This is a genomic window from Mesorhizobium sp. M0663, assembly GCF_040320585.1.
Classification (GTDB): Bacteria; Pseudomonadota; Alphaproteobacteria; order Rhizobiales; family Rhizobiaceae; genus Mesorhizobium.
Map to the genome: position 1 here is coordinate 190,490 of NZ_JAMYPX010000001.1, position 19,248 is coordinate 209,737.

The 19,248-nt window shown below is 62.9% G+C and carries 23 protein-coding genes; 9 read left to right on the forward strand and 14 right to left on the reverse strand.

The window, feature by feature from the left end:
- Positions 1–14: 14 nt before the first annotated feature.
- The 3 genes from NKI54_RS00930 to NKI54_RS00940 form a co-directional block, all read right to left on the reverse strand.
- A complete protein-coding gene (locus tag NKI54_RS00930; RefSeq protein ID WP_023675255.1) occupies positions 15–878 on the reverse strand; it encodes a TrmH family RNA methyltransferase in 864 nt (287 codons plus the stop codon).
- On the reverse strand, positions 879–1,940 hold the full coding sequence (locus tag NKI54_RS00935; RefSeq protein ID WP_352453977.1) for an RsmD family RNA methyltransferase: 1,062 nt from the start codon (positions 1,938–1,940) through the stop codon (positions 879–881).
- Positions 1,941–2,028: 88 nt separating this feature from the next.
- A complete protein-coding gene (locus NKI54_RS00940) occupies positions 2,029–2,514 on the reverse strand; it encodes a DUF1772 domain-containing protein (protein ID WP_023675257.1) in 486 nt (161 codons plus the stop codon).
- A 106-nt stretch (positions 2,515–2,620) separates the two neighbouring features.
- On the opposite strand from NKI54_RS00940, the gene NKI54_RS00945 reads away from it, so the two are divergent.
- Together NKI54_RS00945 and NKI54_RS00950 are read left to right on the forward strand one after the other, a co-directional pair.
- Positions 2,621–3,304, forward strand: a complete 684-nt coding sequence (locus tag NKI54_RS00945) for a helix-turn-helix transcriptional regulator (RefSeq protein WP_352690390.1) — start codon at positions 2,621–2,623, stop codon at positions 3,302–3,304.
- Positions 3,305–3,390: 86 nt separating this feature from the next.
- On the forward strand, positions 3,391–3,759 hold the full coding sequence (locus NKI54_RS00950; RefSeq protein WP_352690393.1) for a VOC family protein: 369 nt from the start codon (positions 3,391–3,393) through the stop codon (positions 3,757–3,759).
- 104 nt (positions 3,760–3,863) lie between these two features.
- Here the strand turns inward: NKI54_RS00950 and lhpI are convergent, their stop codons facing one another.
- The 4 genes from lhpI to sppA form a co-directional block, all read right to left on the reverse strand.
- Positions 3,864–4,832 (reverse strand): bifunctional Delta(1)-pyrroline-2-carboxylate/Delta(1)-piperideine-2-carboxylate reductase, encoded by a 969-nt coding sequence (gene lhpI / locus NKI54_RS00955; protein ID WP_352690396.1) that lies wholly within the window; start codon positions 4,830–4,832, stop codon positions 3,864–3,866.
- A gap of 52 nt (positions 4,833–4,884) precedes the next feature.
- Positions 4,885–5,217 (reverse strand): LapA family protein, encoded by a 333-nt coding sequence (locus NKI54_RS00960; RefSeq protein WP_352616482.1) that lies wholly within the window; start codon positions 5,215–5,217, stop codon positions 4,885–4,887.
- A 47-nt stretch (positions 5,218–5,264) separates the two neighbouring features.
- On the reverse strand, positions 5,265–5,549 hold the full coding sequence (locus NKI54_RS00965) for an integration host factor subunit beta (RefSeq protein WP_023675261.1): 285 nt from the start codon (positions 5,547–5,549) through the stop codon (positions 5,265–5,267).
- Positions 5,550–5,630: 81 nt separating this feature from the next.
- Positions 5,631–6,587: a signal peptide peptidase SppA gene (gene sppA / locus NKI54_RS00970; protein ID WP_352568227.1), complete on the reverse strand. Its 957-nt coding sequence runs from the start codon at positions 6,585–6,587 to the stop codon at positions 5,631–5,633.
- 308 nt (positions 6,588–6,895) lie between these two features.
- On the opposite strand from sppA, the gene lptC reads away from it, so the two are divergent.
- From lptC to ptsN, 6 genes are all read left to right on the forward strand, one after another.
- Positions 6,896–7,609, forward strand: coding sequence for an LPS export ABC transporter periplasmic protein LptC (gene lptC / locus NKI54_RS00975; protein ID WP_352690399.1), 714 nt, complete (start codon positions 6,896–6,898; stop codon positions 7,607–7,609).
- A complete protein-coding gene (locus NKI54_RS00980) occupies positions 7,596–8,195 on the forward strand; it encodes an LptA/OstA family protein (RefSeq protein ID WP_023675264.1) in 600 nt (199 codons plus the stop codon). The genes lptC and NKI54_RS00980 overlap by 14 nt, the downstream gene beginning before the upstream one ends.
- Entirely contained in the window at positions 8,195–9,013 is an 819-nt protein-coding gene (gene lptB, locus NKI54_RS00985) for an LPS export ABC transporter ATP-binding protein (RefSeq protein WP_023675265.1), read from the forward strand. Before NKI54_RS00980 ends, lptB begins: the two co-directional genes overlap by 1 nt.
- Positions 9,014–9,210: 197 nt before the next feature.
- A complete protein-coding gene (gene rpoN, locus NKI54_RS00990) occupies positions 9,211–10,737 on the forward strand; it encodes an RNA polymerase factor sigma-54 (RefSeq protein ID WP_352633748.1) in 1,527 nt (508 codons plus the stop codon).
- Between the two features lie 291 nt (positions 10,738–11,028).
- Positions 11,029–11,613 carry a ribosome hibernation-promoting factor, HPF/YfiA family gene (gene hpf / locus NKI54_RS00995; RefSeq protein ID WP_023675267.1) on the forward strand — a complete coding sequence of 195 codons (585 nt, stop codon included), beginning with the start codon at positions 11,029–11,031 and terminating at the stop codon, positions 11,611–11,613.
- Positions 11,614–11,672: 59 nt separating this feature from the next.
- Positions 11,673–12,137, forward strand: a complete 465-nt coding sequence (gene ptsN / locus NKI54_RS01000; RefSeq protein WP_023675268.1) for a PTS IIA-like nitrogen regulatory protein PtsN — start codon at positions 11,673–11,675, stop codon at positions 12,135–12,137.
- A 111-nt stretch (positions 12,138–12,248) separates the two neighbouring features.
- Here ptsN and NKI54_RS01005 read toward each other — a convergent pair whose 3' ends face one another.
- Positions 12,249–12,506, reverse strand: a complete 258-nt coding sequence (locus NKI54_RS01005) for a BQ00720 family protein (protein ID WP_023675269.1) — start codon at positions 12,504–12,506, stop codon at positions 12,249–12,251.
- Positions 12,507–12,569: 63 nt separating this feature from the next.
- On the reverse strand, positions 12,570–12,995 hold the full coding sequence (locus tag NKI54_RS01010) for an Hsp20 family protein (RefSeq protein WP_023675270.1): 426 nt from the start codon (positions 12,993–12,995) through the stop codon (positions 12,570–12,572).
- Between the two features lie 144 nt (positions 12,996–13,139).
- On the opposite strand from NKI54_RS01010, the gene NKI54_RS01015 reads away from it, so the two are divergent.
- On the forward strand, positions 13,140–14,081 hold the full coding sequence (locus tag NKI54_RS01015; RefSeq protein WP_352633747.1) for a nucleoside hydrolase: 942 nt from the start codon (positions 13,140–13,142) through the stop codon (positions 14,079–14,081).
- A gap of 490 nt (positions 14,082–14,571) precedes the next feature.
- On the opposite strand, the gene NKI54_RS01020 is transcribed toward NKI54_RS01015, so the two are convergent.
- The 5 genes from NKI54_RS01020 to NKI54_RS01040 form a co-directional block, all read right to left on the reverse strand.
- Positions 14,572–14,940 (reverse strand): hypothetical protein, encoded by a 369-nt coding sequence (locus tag NKI54_RS01020; protein WP_352633745.1) that lies wholly within the window; start codon positions 14,938–14,940, stop codon positions 14,572–14,574.
- Between the two features lie 51 nt (positions 14,941–14,991).
- Complete coding sequence (locus NKI54_RS01025) at positions 14,992–15,606, reverse strand: LysE family translocator (protein WP_352633743.1); 615 nt, start codon at positions 15,604–15,606, stop codon at positions 14,992–14,994.
- A 103-nt stretch (positions 15,607–15,709) separates the two neighbouring features.
- The gene (locus tag NKI54_RS01030; protein WP_352588334.1) at positions 15,710–17,170 is read right to left on the reverse strand and encodes an amidase; all 1,461 of its coding nucleotides are present in this window, start codon (positions 17,168–17,170) and stop codon (positions 15,710–15,712) included.
- 6 nt (positions 17,171–17,176) lie between these two features.
- A complete protein-coding gene (locus NKI54_RS01035; RefSeq protein ID WP_352690404.1) occupies positions 17,177–18,085 on the reverse strand; it encodes a ribokinase in 909 nt (302 codons plus the stop codon).
- A gap of 117 nt (positions 18,086–18,202) precedes the next feature.
- The gene (locus NKI54_RS01040) at positions 18,203–19,093 is read right to left on the reverse strand and encodes a methylated-DNA--[protein]-cysteine S-methyltransferase (RefSeq protein ID WP_031211349.1); all 891 of its coding nucleotides are present in this window, start codon (positions 19,091–19,093) and stop codon (positions 18,203–18,205) included.
- Between the last annotated feature and the right edge of the window lie 155 nt (positions 19,094–19,248).

Here is a 19,248-nt window from a genome sequence, read left to right on the forward strand (position 1 = left end):
CACGGTTTGAGATGTCACGATCGGGCATCCTCCGGGCCGAGCTTCAGCGCGCCGCGCCGGATCTCGAACAGCATGACGCCGGTGGCCACCGCAAGGTTGAGCGAATCGGCGCGGCCGGCCTGCGGTATCCGCAGCAGTTTGTCGCAGCTTGCGGCAAGCTCGTCAGGCAGGCCTTGCTGCTCGTTACCCATCATCAAAAGCACCGGGCCTTTTGAAAAATCGACCGAGCGGTAGTCGACCGCGCCCTTCAGATGGGTGCCGGCGACGAGGCCGGGAAAGCTCGTTCGCCAGGCGAGAAAAGCTTCGGGCGACGCCTTGGCGACCGGCACGGCGAAAATCGAGCCCATGGTGGCGCGCACCGTTTCGACCGAAAAGGGATCGGTGGTCTCGCCGACCAAGATGACGCCCCTGGCCCCGACAGCGTCGACCGTGCGGATGACGGTGCCGAGATTGCCGGGGTCGCGGACGCGGTCGAGCGCCACCCAGACGTCGCCGTCACGGGCGCGGATGTCCTTCAACGGCAGGAATTTCTGCGAGAACACGCCGACGACCATTTGCGGATTGTCGCGGCGGGTGATGGCGACCAGCACTTTTTCCGAAACTTCAAGGACGGTGCCGCCGGCGGCGACCGTGCGCGCCGCGATCTTTTCAACCGCCGTATTGCCACGTCCGGCCTTGGCGAAGACCAATGTCCTGATCGACCAGCCGAGATCGAGCGCGTCGATGACCAGCTTCAGGCCTTCGGCCATGAAGGCATTCTGCTGGTCACGGAATTTCTTCAGCGCGAGCGCCTTGATGTCCTTGACCAGCGGGTTGGCGAGGCTGGTGACTTCCTTCACCTGCCCTGGCGCGCCCGCGTGCCGTTCGTACGCACTCATTCAGGCCACCCAGCGTGAGAACAGCGAGGTCGAAAGCGCCCGACCGGCAGATTTCTCGCGGATGATCAATTCACCCGACTCGACCGTGCCGCCCATGCCGGCGAAGGTGTCGCGCATCAGGGCATGGATGGCGAAAAAAGAGGCGCGGATCGAATAGGCGGTCAGTACCACGGCGAGCGGCTTCGGCGTCAGGATCGCGCGGCAGATATCGGTCAGCGCCGGCAGGTCCTCGAACAGCTGCCAGACCTCGCCTTTCGGTCCGCGGCCATAGGCGGGCGGGTCGAACAGGATGATGTCATAGCGGCTGCCGCGGCGCTCCTCGCGTTCGGCGAATTTCACGGCATCGTCGACGATCCAGCGGATCGGCTTTTGCGATAAGCCCGCCATTTCTTGGTTTTCGCGCGCCCAGCCGATCGCCTTCTTGGAAGCATCGACGTGGGTGACCTCGGCGCCGGCACGCGCCGCCACCAAGGAGGCAAGGCCGGTGTAACCGAACAGGTTCAACACCTTCACCGGCCGTTTTGCCGCCGCGATCAGTCCGGCCATGTGGTCCCAGTGCGAGGCCTGCTCGGGAAAGACGCCGACATGGCGAAACGAAGTGAAGCGGCCGAGATAATCTATGCCGTCATGCTTCATCGGCCAGGTCTCGCCGAGCGGCGTCTTGGGGAAGCGCCAGCGACCGATGCCTTCCTCGTCGGTATCGCCGGTGAAAATGGCGTCGGCACGCTCCCAGTCCCTGGCCGGCAAAGCCTTTTGCCAGATCGCCTGGCCCTCCGGCCGAACGATGCGGTAGGGGCCGTATTGCTCGAGTTTTTCTCCGGCGCCGCTGTCGAGCAGCGCGTAGTCCTGATTGGGGCCGACCTCGAGGATCAGCGGCAGATGTTCGGCAGGCAGCGCGCCATCGCGGCGGGATAGAGGGCGCGGCGCGGCTTTCGGCTCGGACCGGTCCTGCAGTTTAGGCTCCGAACCGGCGGTCAGGCCGGCGTCGCGCCGCCGCGGCTGCTCCGCCCCGCCCTTCGCGGGCGGGCGGCTGTCGCGGCGTTTGTCGCGAAAAGGTTTCAAGAAGGCGCATCTCCGGAAGGCGGCTCGCCGCTTCTGCCACAGCACATTGACCGGCGCAACAAAAGGGCTGCCGACGTGTGCAACCGGATCAGCCGCGCCTGATCGAAAGCAGGCCGACTGCGAGCGCTATGAAACCAACGGCCTTGAAGCCGGTGACGACCATATGGCCGGTTTCCCAGCTGCTCCGGACACTTTCGAAATTGTCCGGGATCGGTCCAGGCACCCAGGTGGCCAGGACATCGTTTGCCGGTTTGACCAGGGTAAACCACGCCACGAGGGCCATCAGATAAAGCACGGTGGCGGCCAAAATCCACCAGAATGCCGGGCGGTCGCTGCGCAGCATCCAGGCGAGAAGCCCCGGACAGGCGATCGCGGCCACGTCCAGCGGTGCGCCGACAATCGCGAAGAATTGGAACTGAGCGTTGAAGACAGTGGTTTCACGCCAGAGCGAAGGCGGCCATCTGGTCAGCCGCGGCACCGATTCCAGCACATGGGCGAAGGATGGTCCGAGGCTGAGCGCAGCGACGATGGCGGTCAAAACCGACCAGAACAACAGGAACCCGCGTATATCCATAATGGCCGGACAACGGCGTCAGGGCGCAGACGTTCCCGTCCGCCACCATGTCGCTTGCCGCCGAAAGTGCTGGGGCTCTATCGTGATTGAAACCAGGTCATGATTCATGTCCCGTGCTGAACGCCTGCTCGACCTGATCCAGATCCTGCGCCGGCATCGCCGGCCGATCAGCGGCCGCAGCCTTGCGGGCGAAATGGGTGTGTCGATCCGCACGCTCTATCGCGATATCGCCACGCTGCAGGGGCAGGGCGCGCCGATCGAGGGCGAGGCGGGGTTGGGTTACGTGCTCAGGCCCGGTTTCATGCTGCCGCCCTTGATGTTCACCGATGAGGAGATCGAGGCGATCGTGCTCGGTTCGCGCTGGGTGGCCAAGCAGCCGGACTGGCGGCTTGCGAACGCCGCCACCGACGCGCTGGCCAAGATCGCCGCGGTGCTGCCGGACGATTTGCGCGAAGAGCTCGATGCCTCGACGCTGCTGGTCGGGTCGCGCACCGAGGTCACCGAAGGCATCGATCTCGGTGTGGTGCGGCAGGCCATCCGCGAGGAGCGCAAGCTGAGCTTTGTCTATCGCGACGCCGGCGGCGCTGCCTCCGAGCGCACCGTCTGGCCATTCGCACTCGGCTTCTTCGACAAGGTGCGCGTCGTCGCGGCCTGGTGCGAGATGCGCCAGGATTTCAGGCACTTTCGCGCCGACCGGATATCCGGCCTCAATGCCACCGAGATGCGCTATCCGCGCCGCCGTCAGGTGCTGCTCAAAGAATGGCGGGCGACGCTCGACACGCCAAGCTAAGGCTGCTGCTCAGTTAAGACTGCTGCCAGAATCTGGCAGTGGCATACGCTATGCTCCTCCAGTCGAAACCATCTGGAGAGCAATTCATGACACCGCCCAATTTCGTCATCCTCTATGTCGACAAGCCTGAGCAAAGCGGCGCCTTCTACAGCGCGCTGCTTGGGCGGCAACCGGTCGAGACCTCGCCGACCTTCGTGCTGTTCGTGCTCGACAACGACTTCAAGCTCGGCCTCTGGTCGCGTCACACCGTGGAACCGGCCGCCGCGGCAGCAGGCGGTGGCGCCGAGATCGTCTTTGCGCTGGACACGCCGGGTGCCGTCGACGCCACCCATGCCGAGTGGGCCGGCCGCGGGCTGAAAATTCTGCAGACGCCGACCGACATGGATTTCGGCCGCACCTTCGTCGCGCTTGATCCCGACAGCCACCGGCTGCGGGTTTATTGGCAAAGGCAGTAAGGCAGTAAGGCAGTAGGGCAGTAGGGGAGTACGTGACAGGAAATATAGCTGGCGCGGCGCCACACGATCAGTGCGGTTTCCTACTGCCCTACTGCCCTACTGCCCTACTGCCCTACGCTTGCGCGATACACGGCAATGCCGGCGGCGAGGTCCTCGAGGGCTGCGCCGACCGACTTGAACAGCGTGATCTCGTCGTCGTTCTGCCGGCCTTTTTTCTGGCCGCGCGTGAGTTCATAAAGGTCGGCGACGATGGCTTCCGGCTTCAACACGCCGGAGGCCAGCGGCTGGACGATGTCACCTGCCTCCTTGGTGGCGCCGGCGCGGGTGTCGACATAGACCCGGGCGCGTGCAATCGCGTCGTCGTCGCTTTCGCGCATCGCCGGCGTGAAGCCGCCAACCAGATCGACATGGGCGCCGGGATTCAAGAGTGCGCCCTTGATCAGTGGCATGGTGGTGATGGTCGCCGACGATACGATATCGGCCTTTCCGAGTTCGGCGTCGAGATCGCCTGCGGCTTCGGCTGCAAAACCCTCGGCACGCAATTTTGCAACGACCTTTTCGGCATTGGCCGGCGTACGGTTCCAGATGCGGATGTTCTTGATCGGACGTACCGCCGAATGCGCCTTTGCAAGGAACGGCGACAGCGCGCCGGCGCCCACTATCAGCAGCCGCGATGCGTCCGCGCGGGCCAGATAGGAGGCGGCCAGCGCCGACGCACAGGCCGTGCGCCACTGTGTCAGCCGCTGGCCATCGATCAAGGCCTGAGGCTCGCCGGTGGCGCCGTCGAGCAACAGGTAAAGCCCCATCACCGCGGGCTTGCCGACGGCATTGTTGTCGGGCGACACGGTGACGATCTTGACGCCGATATGGCCATCGGCCGAGGTGCCGGCTGCGTTGAAGTCGGTCCAGGCCGGCATCAAAAGCAGCGTCGAGGCGGCGCCATCGGGCCGCTCGACCGTGTGATGGTGCCTGACCGGCTGCACGGCGCCATCGCGAAAAGCGGCGCGCAACGTCTCGACCAGCCCGGAAAAGGTCAGCGCGCGGTCGACCTCGGCGGCGGAAATGGTCAGCATGAAAGGCTCCGTGGAGAACTAGGCCGGTTGTGCTTCAGGCCCGAGCCGCGGCTCAGTTCGTCGGCTTCGGCAAGGCTGGGCTCTGCGACGCGGTGGGCGCGCGGCTGACCGCCTGGCGCAGGTTCTCTGCCTCGGCGCCGCGCTGGCGCGCCAGCTTACGGTAGCGGCCCTGCTTGATCCAGGTCGCCAGGCTGCCGACGATCATGCCGATGGCCAGCGCCAAGAACAGGAAAATGAAGAGCGGCACGGTCAGCGTCAGCGCCGGATTGCCGGGATTGAACGGATCGAGTGTGAAGGCGACCGGTTCGCGGTTGGCTACGGCCAGCGCAATCAGGATGACGGCCAGCGGCACGAAAACCACGATGAGAATGAAGCGATTGAACATGTTTTTCCGTTCGGAAGCAAAGGCGGGAGCGGTGGCGGGCGCCGCGCCTATTTGCCTCCGTTCAGCCTTTCACGCAATTCCTTGCCGGTCTTGAAGAACGGTACCCATTTCTCCTCGACCTCTACGGATTCGCCGGTGCGCGGGTTGCGGCCGGTACGGGCAGGGCGGTTTTTCACCGAAAACGCGCCGAAGCCGCGCAACTCGACCCGGTTGCCCTCGGCAAGCGCGTCGGTGATTTCATCGAAGATGGCGCTGACAATGTTTTCGACGTCGCGCAGGAAAAGATGCGGATTACGCGTGGCGATGATCTGCACAAGTTCGGATTTGATCATGAAAAGGCTCCCCGTAAAAGCAGTGCCGCCGAAATTATCAGAATGATTTTATTTGGTTTTTCACTCGTCCCAAGCGGTTCCTCAAGGGTGCCAGACGGAAACGAGACCGTCAAGAAACAAGCGGTCCGCTCCAATTTCGTGAAGGACGTCGCCGCCATGGCCGGGCAGGCCAAGCGCAGCACCGACGGTCTGCGCCATCGCCTTGGAGAACAGGAAACCACCACGTTTTTCCGTGTCCTTCCATTCCACCACCTTGAGCTTGGCATCGACACCCTTGCCTGCAAGCCAGTCGATTGCTTCGGCCTCGCCGCCGACCGCGTCGATCAATCTGTTGGTGACCGCCTGCCGGCCGGTGAAGATCGACCCGTCTGCGAGCGCCAGCGCCTCCGGCTTGGTCATGTTGCGGCGCTCGGCGACGATGCCGACGAACCAGTCGTAGCTGTCGAGGATGAGCTTGCGGACCATGGCGCGCTCATCGTCATTGGTCGGCTTGAAGGGAGAAGGCGAGGCCTTCAAGGGCGAGGATTTCACCTCCTCCAGCTTGACGCCGAGCTTGTCCATGAGGCCGCTGACGTCCGGGTACTGGATCAGCACGCCGATCGAGCCGACGATCGAGGATTTGCGTGCGACAATATGGTCGGCCGCAGTGGCGATCATGTAGCCCGCCGAAGCCGCGAGCGTGCCGACCTCGGCCACCACCGGCTTGTCGGCAGCGAGCTTGCGCACTGCCTCGTAGATCGATTCGCCACCGACGGTGGTGCCGCCGGGTGAATCGATCGACAGGATCACAGCCTTGACGCGCGGCGACTGACGGATGGCCTCCAGCCGCTTGATCAGTTCTTCGTCTTCGGTGATGGTACCTTCGATCTTGACCTTGGCGATGTGGTCGACAGCCGCGCCGGTGAAGTCGTCACCATAGATCCACGCCGAAAAGGCGATCAGCCCGGCTGCGGCGACGATAATCGCCGCGACACGCCAGAATGTCAGCTTGCGGCGCAAGCGGCGGCGGTCGATCAGGTCGTCGGCTCTCAATGCCATGGTCAGCCTCGTAGTCGGTGGGAGCAGATGCTTTTAAAGCAACCATTCGCGCCCGGCTACCGTTTCCTGACGGCCTTGCGCCAAAGGCCGTCTTAGGCATTCGCGGCAAGCCTCAACCTGTCACGTTCTACAGGCTCTAACACTGTGCGCCCATATCTGGTATGAGGTACAGGCTGCGCTGGGGCCATTTTCATTGTACAGGGGCGGCTGTCACATTTTTGCGGTTTTCCTCGGCTTGTGCTTGCTTGAGGGCGCCGGCACCCCACCTATAGGGCGGCCTGGCGGGCAGGGGTTTAGAAGAAGCAGTCATGTTAGCGGGACCAATCGAACCGACCAACACCGAGACGGAGTTGGCTCCCAAGGCCGCAGGCCGGGCGCGGGTCGACGCGTTTGACGTTGCGCAGCGTCATTCGCGCCGGGTCCGTATCCTCAAGCTGGCCGTGCCGCTGGTCGCTGCCGTGATTGCGGTCGCGTTTCCGGTCTATTCCTATCTCATGGTTCCCGCTGCAATCGAGGTGCAGGCCGACGGCGGCGCCTTTGCCGATGGCAAGCTGGTGATGGCCAACCCCAAGCTAAACGGCTTCACCAAACAGAACCTGCCCTATTCGATGACAGCCCTGCGCGCCATACAGGATGTCAGCAAACAAGGCATCATCGATCTGGAAGGCATCAAGGCCAAGCTGCCGATTGCGGCCGACAACACGGCCGCCATCGATGCCACGCACGGCACCTATGATCGCGACGGCAACACGCTCAGCCTGACCAGCGATGTGACCGTGTCGACCACGGACGGTGTGGTGGCAAAATTCAAATCAGTCTATCTCGACATGGGCGAAGGCACTATGAAGACAAGCGAGCCCGTCGATGTCAGCCGCGGCGGGTCGCGGATCAGGGCGGATTCGATGTCGGTCCAGGACAATGGCAAGGTCCTGGTTTTCGAGAACAAGGTGCGCGTCGACATCGATCCCGCCAGTTTGAAGGCGGCAGAGGCAAAGAGCGGAGAGACCAATGCGGTTCAGTAGTTCGGCACGGCGCCTCGCCGCGATTTCGGCGTTGCTAACCTTGGGGCTGACCTTGGGGACGGCGCCGTCGCTGGCGCAGTCCAAGGCCACCAGCCAAATGTCCGGCCTCAGGCTGTCGGGCGACAAGCCGATCCAGATCGAAAGCGACAAGCTCGAGGTGCGCCAAGCGGAAAGCGTTGCCGTTTTCACCGGCAACGTCAACGTCGTCCAGGGTCCAACCGTGCTCAAGGCCGGCAAAATGACGGTCTATTACGTCAGGGATGCAGGCGCCGCCAAAAGCGCCCAGCCGGCGGGTGCCGCGGCAATGACCGGATCCGCCAACATCGACCATCTCGAGGTCGACGATAAGGTCTACATCAAATCGGACAATCAGGTTGCCACCGGCGACCGCGGCACCTTCGACATGAAGACCGAAGTGCTGGTGCTTTCGGGCAGCAAGGTCGTGCTCTCGCAAGGCGACAACGTGCTTGTCGGCTGCAAGCTCACCGTGCAGATGAAGAGCGGCCTTGCCCAGGTCGACGCCTGCGGCGGCCGCGTCATGATGTCGATCACGCCGCCGGCGAAGTCTGGAGCAGCGAAACCCTGATGACCGGCATATCGTCGCTGCTGGCGCGTCTTCCAGGGCGCGCCGCCAGCCAACTTGCGGCACCGGCCAGGGTCACCGTCGAAGCGGCAAAGTTCAAGGGAACCTTGATCGCCAAGGGGCTGACCAAAAGCTACAAGGGCCGCAAAGTCGTCAGCGGCGTGACGCTAGGCGTGCGCGCCGGCGAGGCGGTTGGGCTGCTCGGCCCCAACGGCGCCGGCAAGACGACCTGTTTCTACATGGTGACCGGCCTGGTTCCGGTCGACGAAGGCACCATCGAAATCGATGGCTTCGACGTCACGTCGATGCCGATGTATCGCCGCGCCCGTCTCGGCATCGGCTATCTGCCGCAGGAAGCGTCGATTTTTCGCGGCCTGAACGTCGAGCAAAACATCCGGGCCGTGCTCGAAGTGGTCGAAAAGAGCCGCAAGGAGCGTGAGCGCCTGCTCGACGAATTGCTCGAGGAATTTCATATCAGCCATCTGCGCAAGGCTCCGTCGCTGTCGCTCTCCGGCGGTGAGCGGCGACGCCTCGAAATTGCCCGCGCCTTGGCAACCCGCCCCGCCTACATGTTGCTCGACGAACCTTTCGCCGGCATCGATCCGATCGCCGTCGCCGACATCCAGCAGCTCGTGCGCCACTTGACGGCACGTGGCATCGGCGTTCTGATCACCGACCACAATGTCCGCGAGACACTTGGCCTGATCGACCGCGCCTACATCATCCATGCCGGCCAGGTGCTGACCCATGGTCGAGCCGACGAAGTGGTCGCAAATGCCGATGTGCGGCGGCTTTATCTCGGCGAGGGATTTACGCTCTAAGTGCGAAATTCCGGCTCGAGCGGGATTTCCGGCGTAGTCCAGCAGCTTTTTCTTCAATTTTCTGCCTGAAAACGCGCCGACAGGCGAGTTTTACCGCTCCTCGCCTTGACAAGCAAAAGCCGGGCCAGTTTCTATGCTGGCCTGGAAAATTCCTTCCAGCAGTGCGGGTGCGTAGACGGAGCGTTTGAAACCGAACCATGGCGTTGGCGGCAAAACTACAGCTACGACAGTCGCAGTCGCTGGTGATGACGCCGCAGCTGATGCAGTCGATCCGCCTGCTGCAGTTCACCCATCTCGAGCTGGAACGCTTCATCGACGACGAGATCGAACGCAATCCCCTGCTGGAACGCGCCGAACCGCAGGAGGACGCCGCCAGCGACCAGGCGCAGAAGGGCGACGCCGCATCGGAACCGGCTGCCGACGGCGACTGGTTCGAGGCGGAAACGGCGTGGAGCGCCGAGGCGATCTCGGAAAAGCTCGATACGTCGCTGGAAAACCTGTTTCCTGACGATCCTGGTACGAGCGAGCGGCTCGGGCCCGACCTGACGGCACAATGGAAATCGGCGTCCGGCAACGGTTCCACCTCTTCCTCCGACGGCTTCGACGTCGCGGATATGGCGGCGGCGGCCATCACGCTGCGCGACCATGTCGGCGAGCAGGTGGCGCTCGCCTTTGCCGATCCGGCGGCGCGCCTGATCGCCGGCGAGCTTGCCGACGGCCTCGACGAGGCCGGCTACATGCGTGCCGACATGGCCGAGATCGCCGCCCGCCTCGGCACGGACGCTACGGCGGTGGCAACGGTCCTGGCGGTCTGCCAGACATTTGAGCCCGCCGGCATATTCGCCCGCGACCTCGCCGAATGCCTGTTGCTGCAGCTGGCCGTGCGCGACCGGCTCGATCCGGCGATGAAGGTGCTGATCGCCAATCTCGAACTCCTGGCACGGCGCGATTTCCAGACGCTGAAGCGGATTTGCGGCGTCGACGAGGAGGATCTGCTCGACATGCTGGCCGAGATCCGGGCGCTCGACCCGCGGCCTGGAATGGCGTTTTCGCGCGGTGCCAGCGATGCGATCGTGGCCGACGTCGAGGTGCGTGCAGCCAATGACGGCAGCTGGACGGTCGAGCTCAATGCCGAGACGCTGCCGCGCGTGCTGGTCGATCACATCTATTTCGCCCAGGTCACGCCACATGCGAAAAACCAGGCGGAAAAGGATTTCCTTGCCGAATGCCTGCAGAACGCCAACTGGCTCACGCGCAGCCTCGACCAGCGGGCGAAGACCATTCTCAAGGTGGCCTCTGAGATCGTGCGCCAGCAGGACGCTTTTCTCGTCCACGGCGTGCGGCACCTGAAGCCGCTCAACCTGCGCACGGTGGCGGACGCCATCGGCATGCACGAATCAACGGTCAGCCGGGTCACGGCAAACAAATACATGCTGACGCCGCGCGGTGTGTTCGAGCTGCGCTATTTCTTCACCGCCTCGATCGCTTCGTCAGGTGGCGGCGATGCGCATTCGTCGGAAGCGGTGCGCGACCGCATAAAGCAGCTGATCGACGAGGAGAAAGCCATCGATGTGCTTTCCGACGATGCCATCGTGGACATGCTGCGGGAAAGCGGCGTCGACATCGCCAGGCGCACGGTGGCCAAATACCGGGAAGGCATGAACATACCCTCTTCGGTGCAGCGGCGGCGCGAAAAACGCGCTTTGGCCAGCGCCGGCCGTTGATCTCCGGCGGAATTTCCACAGCTTTCGCCCTTCATTGACAAGCGGCGACGAAGTGGCTAGAAGCCCGCCCGCATGAGACGGGCTGGCGAGTGGATTTGAGTTGGCCGATGCCCGCACGAGAGATGGTCCGTCACGACGTAGGCCACGGGACGGCCAAGAAGGCGGCTTGTGATCAACCGGAAAGTTCGGATCTAAAATCGGCGCAAGTGACGCCGCAAAAGCTTGTGCGCGCGGACCACGAGTATAAACTCGGGACAGTTTGAAGCCTGAGCAAGGAAGGTCAGTTTTCAGATGACACTGCGCATATCGGGAAAACACATGGATATCGGCGATGCGTTCCGTACGCGCATCAACGACCGTGTCGGGGAAGTGATCGGGAAATATTTCGATCGGGGCTTTTCAGGGCAAATCGTAGTCGTCAAATCGGGGTCGCGCTACACGGCCGATTGCATGATCCGGCTGGACTCCGGTGCTTCGCTGCAGGCGACCGGCGATGCCCAGGATCCAACGCTTGCCTTCGATACTGCGGCAGACCGTCTGGAAACGCGCCTCAGGCGCTACAAGCGCCGGCTGAAGTCGCACAATTCAGGCAATAGCAACGGCGAGCTCACCGACGTCGCCTATACGGTGATGGCGCCGCTTGCCGACGACGAGGAGGACATACCGGAGAATTTCGCGCCGGCCATCGTCGCCGAATCGACTATGACGCTGCGGACCATGTCGGTGGCGTCAGCGGTGATCGAACTCGACACCAAGGACAGCCCGGTCCTGGTCTTCCGCAATGCCGGAAATGACCATCTCAACATCGTCTATCGCCGGCCGGACGGGAATATCGGCTGGATCGACCCGTCCACGGCCAAGGTCGCGCAGGGGTAAAGACCAGCCGCACGCGAGCGTGGGGACTGGCGACGGCAGGCGAACAAGGGATTTCAAGCATGGATCTGAGCGATCTCGTCAGCGTTCCGGCAATCATGCCGGCGTTGAAGGCGAACTCCAAAAAGCAGCTGCTGCAATTGCTGTCCGAAAGGGCGGCGGCAATTTCCGGCATTCCGGAGCGAGAGGTGTTCGACACCATCCTGCAACGCGAGCGGCTCGGCTCCACCGGCGTCGGCAACGGCATCGCCATTCCGCACGGCAAGCTGGCTGGGGTGAAGCGGATCGCCGGCGTTTTTGCCCGGCTGGAGACACCGGTGGACTTCGAGGCCCTCGATGATCAGCCGGTCGACCTGGTGTTTCTGCTTTTGGCTCCCGAAGGTGCCGGCGCCGACCACCTCAAGGCGCTGTCGCGCATCGCGCGGGTGCTGCGCGACGCCGACACGGTTGCCAAGATCAGGGGCACGCGCGACGCCGTGGCCATCCATGCGCTGCTGTCGGACACGCAGGCCTCGCACGCCGCTTGAGGTTTTGATTAAATCCTTTGAAGGGCCGCCGTGAGCGGCCCTGTCCGTTTCCAGCCAGATCGCTGCGCCGTATTTGTCAGTCGATGGCGCCAATGTTGGTGGATAGCGACGTTAGTGGATAGCGACCGGGGTCAGATCGTTTTCCAGCGCGCCAGCCAGTGCCCGGTCGCGAGCGTCCGAAAGCAGGATCGGCTGGCCATTAGCGGCAAACAGGGCCCACAGTTCCAGACCCGGCGCGATTTCGCCGAGGCCCGGGAAACGGCCGCGCAGATCGTCGCTCGACACTTTCCTGAGATAGGCGACCGAACCTTCGCCGAGATGGGCGAATTCGCCGCTGGTCATGATGATATTCTCGTTAGTTCTGGTCATTTCAAGCCTCCTTGCCGCGAGACGCCGCTCAAGGCCATCCCGCATGAGAGCTATCGGCAAAAATCAGTCTTTCACCGATATGTTTATTTTTCGTACCAGCCGTTCGGATTCCGGCCGATCGAGATCGATCGACAGAAGGCCGTTCTTCAATTCCGCCGCAATCACCCGCATGCCGTCGGCCAGCACGAAACAGCGCTGGAACTGGCGCGCGGCGATGCCGCGGTGGAGAAATTCGCGCTCGGTGTCGTCGTTCTGACGGCCGCGCACGACCAACTGGTTCTCCTCCGTTGTGACATCGAGATCGCTTTCCGCGAAACCGGCGACGGCGAGCGTGATACGCAGCCTTTCGGTTTTGCCGTCGGCACCGCTGAGGCGCTCGATGTTGTAGGGAGGATAGCTGTCACCGGACTTTGCCAAGCGCTCCAGCGTCTTTTCCATGGAATCGAAACCGAGGAGAAGCGGGCTGGAAAAAGGCGTCATTCGGCTCATGTTACAGTGTCCTCTCAAGAGCGACATAAAGTGGAAAAACCCGGATGGCATTTTTCCCGATGGTCTTGATATGGTCCGCGGCCCGGCAGACTTCAAGCCGTCACACGTCCCGCCCAAAAAGACTTGCCAAAACAAGGAATTGAAATGCCCCAATCCAGCAGGATCATCATCGACACTGACCCCGGCCAGGACGATGCCGTCGCCATATTGCTGGCGCTCGGCAGCGCCGAGCTGGAGATCGTCGGCATCACCGCGGTGGCCGGCAACGTGCCGTTGAAACTTACCGAAAAAAACGCCCGCAAGATCTGCGAGCTGGCCGGCCGGCCGGACGTCAAGGTCTATGCAGGCGCCATCCGGCCGCTGGCGCGCGAACTGGTCACCGCCGAGGAAGTGCATGGCAAGACCGGCCTCAACGGGCCGCAACTGCCCGAACCAAAGATGAAACTGCAGGAAGAGTATGCGGTCGATTTCATAGTCGAGACACTGATGAGGGAGGAGAGCGGCACGATCACGCTTTGCGCGCTCGGGCCGCTCACCAACATTGCGCTGGCGCTGATCCGCGAGCCGAAAATCGCGCCGCGCATCAAGGAAATCGTGCTGATGGGCGGCGGCTTCTTCGAGGGCGGCAACGTCACGCCGACCGCCGAGTTCAACATCTATGTCGATCCGCATGCCGCCGATGTCGTGTTCAAATCCGGCATTCCGATCGTGATGATGCCGCTGGACGTCACCCACAAGGCGCTGACCACCGCCAAGCGCACGAAGGCCTTCCGCAAGCTCGGCACCAGGGTCGGCACGGCCACCGCGGACATGCTGGAATTCTTCGAACGTTTCGACGAGGAGAAATACGGTACCGACGGCGGCCCGCTGCACGATCCTTGCGTGATCGCGTATCTGCTGAAGCCGAAGCTGTTCAAGGGTCGCAATTGCAATGTCAGCGTGGAAACCGCCTCGGAGCTCACCATGGGCATGACGGTGATCGACTGGTGGGGGGTGACCAAGCGGCCGAAGAACGCCATGGTGATGCGCGACATCGACCATGATGCGTTTTTCGCGCTGTTGCTGGAAAGGCTGGGGCGGCTTTAGGGCTGCTCAGTAGTTGAGCAGGCGGTAGGTGGTGGTACCGTCCTGGCGTTGCTGTTCTTCGATCGATACTTCCGATCCGATCATGTGGGGTGTTTCCACCTCACCATCGACAAATATCCGAGCGTTGCCGTCATGGAGGCGGACTTCATATCTATAATAAAGTCCATGTCCGACGGAACCTTTCGGATTTAGAGGCATCGTCGCAACATCTTCGACGGTGCCTCCTACGAGTTGTGTGCCAGTGATCGGACTGTTCTGCCTAGTTACAATCGGCACAGCGATCGCGAGAGCGAGCGCGCACAAGATTGTGATGCCAACAACTCTGTCGCGAAACTCTTCCCGAAGCAAAAGAATGCGGGTTCTAAGAGAAATATTTGTCGGCCCCATACCTTAGAGTTGAGTAGCATAGGGGCTTTGTTCAAGAGCGATTCCCCGAAAAAGCCATGTCACTCGCTTCACCTTTGAAAACAGCTTATCGATCGATCGTCGTTCAATTTGCAAACCGGTAAAAGACGAAGCCATTGTCGCGCGTGACGCGCTCGATGCCGACGCGCGAGCCGATCAGATGCGGGAGGTCGTCGTAAACGAGGACCGTCGAACCGTTCTCAAGGACCAGCAGATATTGGATATTGCGCCCTTTACCCTGTCCACTTTTGATCGTTGCATCGACCGGGTCGAGCGACCGGATCGGACTTGCGTCATTCGCCCATTTGTTCAGAGCCGACGGAACCATCGCCGCGAACAAACCAATGAGCAGGATGACGCCAAACGCGTTCCTTTTCAAATCCGCGTAAGTCCACGGCATAGACATGAATCCCCAACTGTTGATCCATGTGGTGGCCTGAAGGCCGACTTTCAATCGGCCTTCCTATTCCAGGATGTGCTGTTGGCGTCGCCGGGCTCGCGGCCGTTACTTCGCCTTGGAAAAGGCCAGCCACAGGCCGCCGCCGACCAGGAAGCTGCCGCTGATCCTCGACAAGAGCTTGACGCGGCCGGCCGACAGCAGGCGTCCGGCGCGGCTGGCGGCCAGCGCGTAGGTCGAATCCGAGACTGCGGCGAAGATCATCGCGGTGAGACCCATGACGCCGATCTGTAGTGCGTAATTGCCTTCGGGAGCGATGAACTGCGGAAAGAAGGCGCCGAAGAACACCAGCGTCTTTGGATTGCTGATCGCCACCAGCAGGCCCTGCAGGAAGAAGCCGCCACGCGGCCTTTTTGCCGTTCCGTCGGCGTTAAGCTTGCCTTTCGAGCGGAACATCTGCACGCCCATCCAGATCAGGTAGGCGGCGCCGATCAGCCGGACCCACTCGAACCAGTGGCCCATGCCTGCGATCAGCGAGGTCAGCCCGATGCCGACGATGGCGATCATGATGGCCAGCCCGGCCTGGGTGCCGGCGACATTGGCGAGCCCGGCGCGCGAGCCGTGGCGGATGCTGTTGGCAATGATCAGCGTCACCGTCGGCCCCGGCACCAGGATGATGACGATGCAGGCGACGACATAGGTGGCGTAGAGTTCCAGCGACATTTTTTCCCTCCACAGATGCCGCTCGTGCGGCGCGCTGTCGCGATCAATGCATGGCGATGAGTTGCGTGCAAGTCGGCGAGGCGCCGACAATACGGAGCTGATTTCAGCAGGCGCCGGCCTGCCATGGCAGCGTGGCCTCATAGGCGGCAGCCGCCCTCAGCACGGAGAGGTCACCGCGCGGCCGCCCGATCAATTGCATGCCCATTGGCCGGCCCCTGGCGTCGAAGCCCGCCGGTACGTTGACCGCCGGGCAGCCGCCCAGCGTGGCGAGCGCTGAGACCTGCATCCAGCGGTGATAGCTGTCCATGGCACGCCCGGCCACTTCCCTTGGCCAGTGGGTGACGACATCGAAGGGAAAGACCTGTGCGGCTGGCAGCGCAATCAGGTCGAAACGCTCGAAGAGCGACAGCAGCATTCGATGCCAGGACGAGCGCCTCACCGTGGCGGCGTGGATCTGCGGCGCGGTGAGGCGCAGTGCATGTTCCACCTCCCAAACGGCCTCCGGCTTCAGCAGACTTCGTTTCAGGAGATCGTCGTAATGCGCCTTGAGTGCACAACCGCTGCTCGCCTGGCGAAGCGTTACAAAGGCTTGCCACAGCGCTTCGAAGTCGAATTCCGGCATCAGCGGCTCGGCCTCGAAGGATACATCCGCGAACCGGCCGAGTGCTGCCTCGCAAAGCTGTAGAATGCCTGCTTCAACCGGCAGATGGCCGTTAAGATCGCCGAGCCAGGCGATGCGCCCGCCGGCCGCCGGTGCTTCCAGCCCTTCGAGGAACGAGCCTGGTTTATCATGCGACAGCGGCGCGCGAGGATGATAGCCGGCCTGAACGTCGAGCAGCAACGCCATGTCACGCACGTTACGCCCCATCGGCCCTTCGACGCCCATTTGCGCAAGAAACACATCAAGGTCAGGGCCGGCCGGCACCAATCCCTGCGATGGACGGAAGCCATAGACATTGTTGTAGGCAGCGGGATTGCGCAGGGAACCGCCAAAATCGCTGCCATCGGCAACGGGAACCATGTCGAGCGCCAGCGCGACCGCCGCACCGCCGCTCGAGCCGCCGGCGGTCAGCGCCGGGTCAAATGCGTTGAGCGTCTGTCCGAACACGGTGTTGTAGGTGTTGGAGCCGAGCCCGAATTCGGGAACGTTGGTCTTGCCGATGATGATCGCGCCGGCCTTGCGGACGCGCTCGACGAAGAAGTCGTCTTCCTCAGGCACAAAATCGGCGAAGATCGGCGAGCCGAAGGTGGTTCTCAGGCCGTTTGTCAGCGCAAGATCCTTAATCGCGATCGGCAGGCCGAACAGCGATCCGGTATCTCCTCCTCGCGCCAGATGGGCGTCAGCGCTGTCGGCCTCGCGCAGGATGTCGGCACGCTCACGCAATGAAACGATAGCGTTGACCAGCGGGTTCACCGCCTCGATCCTGTCGAGGAATGCCGCGACCACTTCGCGCACCGAAAGCTGCCGGCGCCTGATCTTCCCGGCAAGCGCCACGGCAGACAGGCGGCAGATGTCGCCGGCGGGCGGCACCGCATGCTTGGTCGTCGGGCGCATGGCTGTCATCCGGCTTCAGCCTGTAGATTTCTGCAGGGCGGCATCGACGTCCCTGGCCAGCGGGATGGCCGGCTGTGCACCGGCTTTCAGGCAGGCCAGCGAACCGGCTGCGGCAGCGCGGGCAAGCGCCTGGTCGAGCGGCAGGCCGGCTGCCAGCCCGGCTGCAAAATAGCCGCAGAACGTGTCGCCGGCACCGACCGTGTCGAGCGGGGTGATCTTCAGCGCCGGAACCATCAGGAGATCGTCCGGCGTTGCCGCCAGAACGCCGTCCGAGCCAAGCGTGACGACGATGGTGCGGCCGGTTCTCGCGGCATAGTCGCGCATCCGTGCCGGGCGGTCGCGGCCATTCAACGACAGCGCCTCGCCATAGAGGTCGAACTCGGTTTCGTTGGCGACGAGATAGTCGGCCTTGCCGAGGAAGCCGGCCGCGTCGCCATGGAAAGGTGCGGTGTTGAGCACTGTGATCGCGCCGGCTGTCCTTGCCGCGTCGAGTGCTGCCTCGACGGTCTGCAGCGGGATCTCCAGTTGCAGCAGCACGACGTCGCCGTTTTTCAGGAAGGCCTTGGAAAGGTCACCCGGCACGACCGAATCATTGGCGCCCGGCACAACGGCGATCACGTTCTCGCCGTCGGCGCCGACCATGATCAACGCGGTACCGGTCGAGGCAAAGGTCTCGCCGACGCCGGACAGGTCGATCTTGCCGTCGCGCAGCAGCGCCAGAGCGTCGCTGGCGAAGCTGTCCTTGCCGACCGCGCCGACCATGCGCACTTTGGCGCCGGGGGGGGCGGCGGCCAGCGCCTGGTTGGCGCCCTTGCCGCCGGGGGCAGTAGCGAAACCGGAGCCGCGCACGGTCTCGCCGGGACCGGGCAAGCGGTCGACACTTGCGATGAGATCGAGATTGATGGAGCCGATGACGACGATCAAGAAATGCCTCCCGCTAGCGCATACCACTCTAATTGCGCGGGAAGCTACTCCGTAAGATCGCTGCTTGTCACCCTAGCGGTCCTTGCATCGCTCGTGTCGTTTCCATTCGTTGGCTATTCAAGAGACCTGTCCCGCCTCCCAGCCGAGGATGGCGCGTTTTCGGGTCAGGCCCCAATGGTAGCCGGTGAGTGCGCCGGACTTGCCGAGAGCCCGGTGGCACGGCACGACGAAGGACATCGGATTGGCACCGACCGCGGCACCGACAGCCCGGCTGGCGCTCGGTGCGCCGATGCGCGCGGCGATCGAGGAATAGGTGCAGGCCTGGCCCATCGGAATACGCAGCAAGGCCTCCCAGACACGGACCTGGAAGTCTGTGCCGATCATGACGACGCGCAGCGGCTGGTCGGCGCGCCACAGCGACGGATCGAAGATGCGCGCGGCATAGGGCGCCGTCGCCGCCATGTCCTCGACATAGGTCGCATTCGGCCAGCGGCTGGACATGTCGGCAAAGGCCGCACGCTCGCCGCCGGGATCGTTGAAGGCGAGGCCGGCAAGGCCGCGGTCCGTCACCATGATCAGCGCGATGCCGAAAGGTGAGATATGATAGCCGTAGCGGATGGTGAGCCCTGCGCCGCGGGTCTTGTAATCGCCCGGCGACATCGCTTCGTGGGTGACGAACAGATCGTGCAGCCGGCCTGGGCCGGACATGCCGAGTTCGAACGAGGTTTCAAGCAGCGGCATGCCGGCATCGAGCAGCTTGCGCGCATGATCGAGGGTGACGGCCTGCAGAAAAGCCTTGGGCGACAGGCCGGCCCAGCGGGTGAACAGCTTCTGCAGCCCGGTCGGCGTCTCGCCGACCTCCTCGGCCAGCACTTCCAACGAAGGCTGGTCGCGATAGTCGAGGCTGATCTTTTCGATGGCACGACGGACGATTTCGTAGTCTCCACCTTCAGGCGTGATGTCTTTCTGAAGGATTGCTGTCGTTTTGAGAGGCATTTGGGCGTTCATGGCAGTATCTCCTTGAGTGCGAATATCGTCCTTCGCGGCGCCGATCACCACCCGAAACTTGCTTTCCCGCAGCATGTACCCAGATAGAGTCGGCTTTGAATGGGAAGGACGGTCGTGGCTGGTGAAAAAGTAAACTTGACCGGGGCAAAGGAGAC

Bases quoted from the DNA above. Each gene is read 5' to 3' on its own strand.
- NKI54_RS00930 (WP_023675255.1), bottom strand. From the start codon at position 878: ATGAGTGCGTACGAACGGCACGCGGGCGCGCCAGGGCAGGTGAAGGAA.
- NKI54_RS00940 (WP_023675257.1), bottom strand. From the start codon at position 2,514: ATGGATATACGCGGGTTCCTGTTGTTCTGGTCGGTTTTGACCGCCATC.
- NKI54_RS00945 (WP_352690390.1), top strand. From the start codon at position 2,621: ATGTCCCGTGCTGAACGCCTGCTCGACCTGATCCAGATCCTGCGCCGG.
- NKI54_RS00950 (WP_352690393.1), top strand. From the start codon at position 3,391: ATGACACCGCCCAATTTCGTCATCCTCTATGTCGACAAGCCTGAGCAA.
- lhpI (WP_352690396.1), bottom strand. From the start codon at position 4,832: ATGCTGACCATTTCCGCCGCCGAGGTCGACCGCGCGCTGACCTTTTCC.
- NKI54_RS00960 (WP_352616482.1), bottom strand. From the start codon at position 5,217: ATGTTCAATCGCTTCATTCTCATCGTGGTTTTCGTGCCGCTGGCCGTC.
- NKI54_RS00965 (WP_023675261.1), bottom strand. From the start codon at position 5,549: ATGATCAAATCCGAACTTGTGCAGATCATCGCCACGCGTAATCCGCAT.
- sppA (WP_352568227.1), bottom strand. From the start codon at position 6,587: ATGGCATTGAGAGCCGACGACCTGATCGACCGCCGCCGCTTGCGCCGC.
- lptC (WP_352690399.1), top strand. From the start codon at position 6,896: ATGTTAGCGGGACCAATCGAACCGACCAACACCGAGACGGAGTTGGCT.
- NKI54_RS00980 (WP_023675264.1), top strand. From the start codon at position 7,596: ATGCGGTTCAGTAGTTCGGCACGGCGCCTCGCCGCGATTTCGGCGTTG.
- lptB (WP_023675265.1), top strand. From the start codon at position 8,195: ATGACCGGCATATCGTCGCTGCTGGCGCGTCTTCCAGGGCGCGCCGCC.
- rpoN (WP_352633748.1), top strand. From the start codon at position 9,211: ATGGCGTTGGCGGCAAAACTACAGCTACGACAGTCGCAGTCGCTGGTG.
- hpf (WP_023675267.1), top strand. From the start codon at position 11,029: ATGACACTGCGCATATCGGGAAAACACATGGATATCGGCGATGCGTTC.
- ptsN (WP_023675268.1), top strand. From the start codon at position 11,673: ATGGATCTGAGCGATCTCGTCAGCGTTCCGGCAATCATGCCGGCGTTG.
- NKI54_RS01005 (WP_023675269.1), bottom strand. From the start codon at position 12,506: ATGACCAGAACTAACGAGAATATCATCATGACCAGCGGCGAATTCGCC.
- NKI54_RS01010 (WP_023675270.1), bottom strand. From the start codon at position 12,995: ATGAGCCGAATGACGCCTTTTTCCAGCCCGCTTCTCCTCGGTTTCGAT.
- NKI54_RS01015 (WP_352633747.1), top strand. From the start codon at position 13,140: ATGCCCCAATCCAGCAGGATCATCATCGACACTGACCCCGGCCAGGAC.
- NKI54_RS01025 (WP_352633743.1), bottom strand. From the start codon at position 15,606: ATGTCGCTGGAACTCTACGCCACCTATGTCGTCGCCTGCATCGTCATC.
- NKI54_RS01030 (WP_352588334.1), bottom strand. From the start codon at position 17,170: ATGACAGCCATGCGCCCGACGACCAAGCATGCGGTGCCGCCCGCCGGC.
- NKI54_RS01040 (WP_031211349.1), bottom strand. From the start codon at position 19,093: ATGAACGCCCAAATGCCTCTCAAAACGACAGCAATCCTTCAGAAAGAC.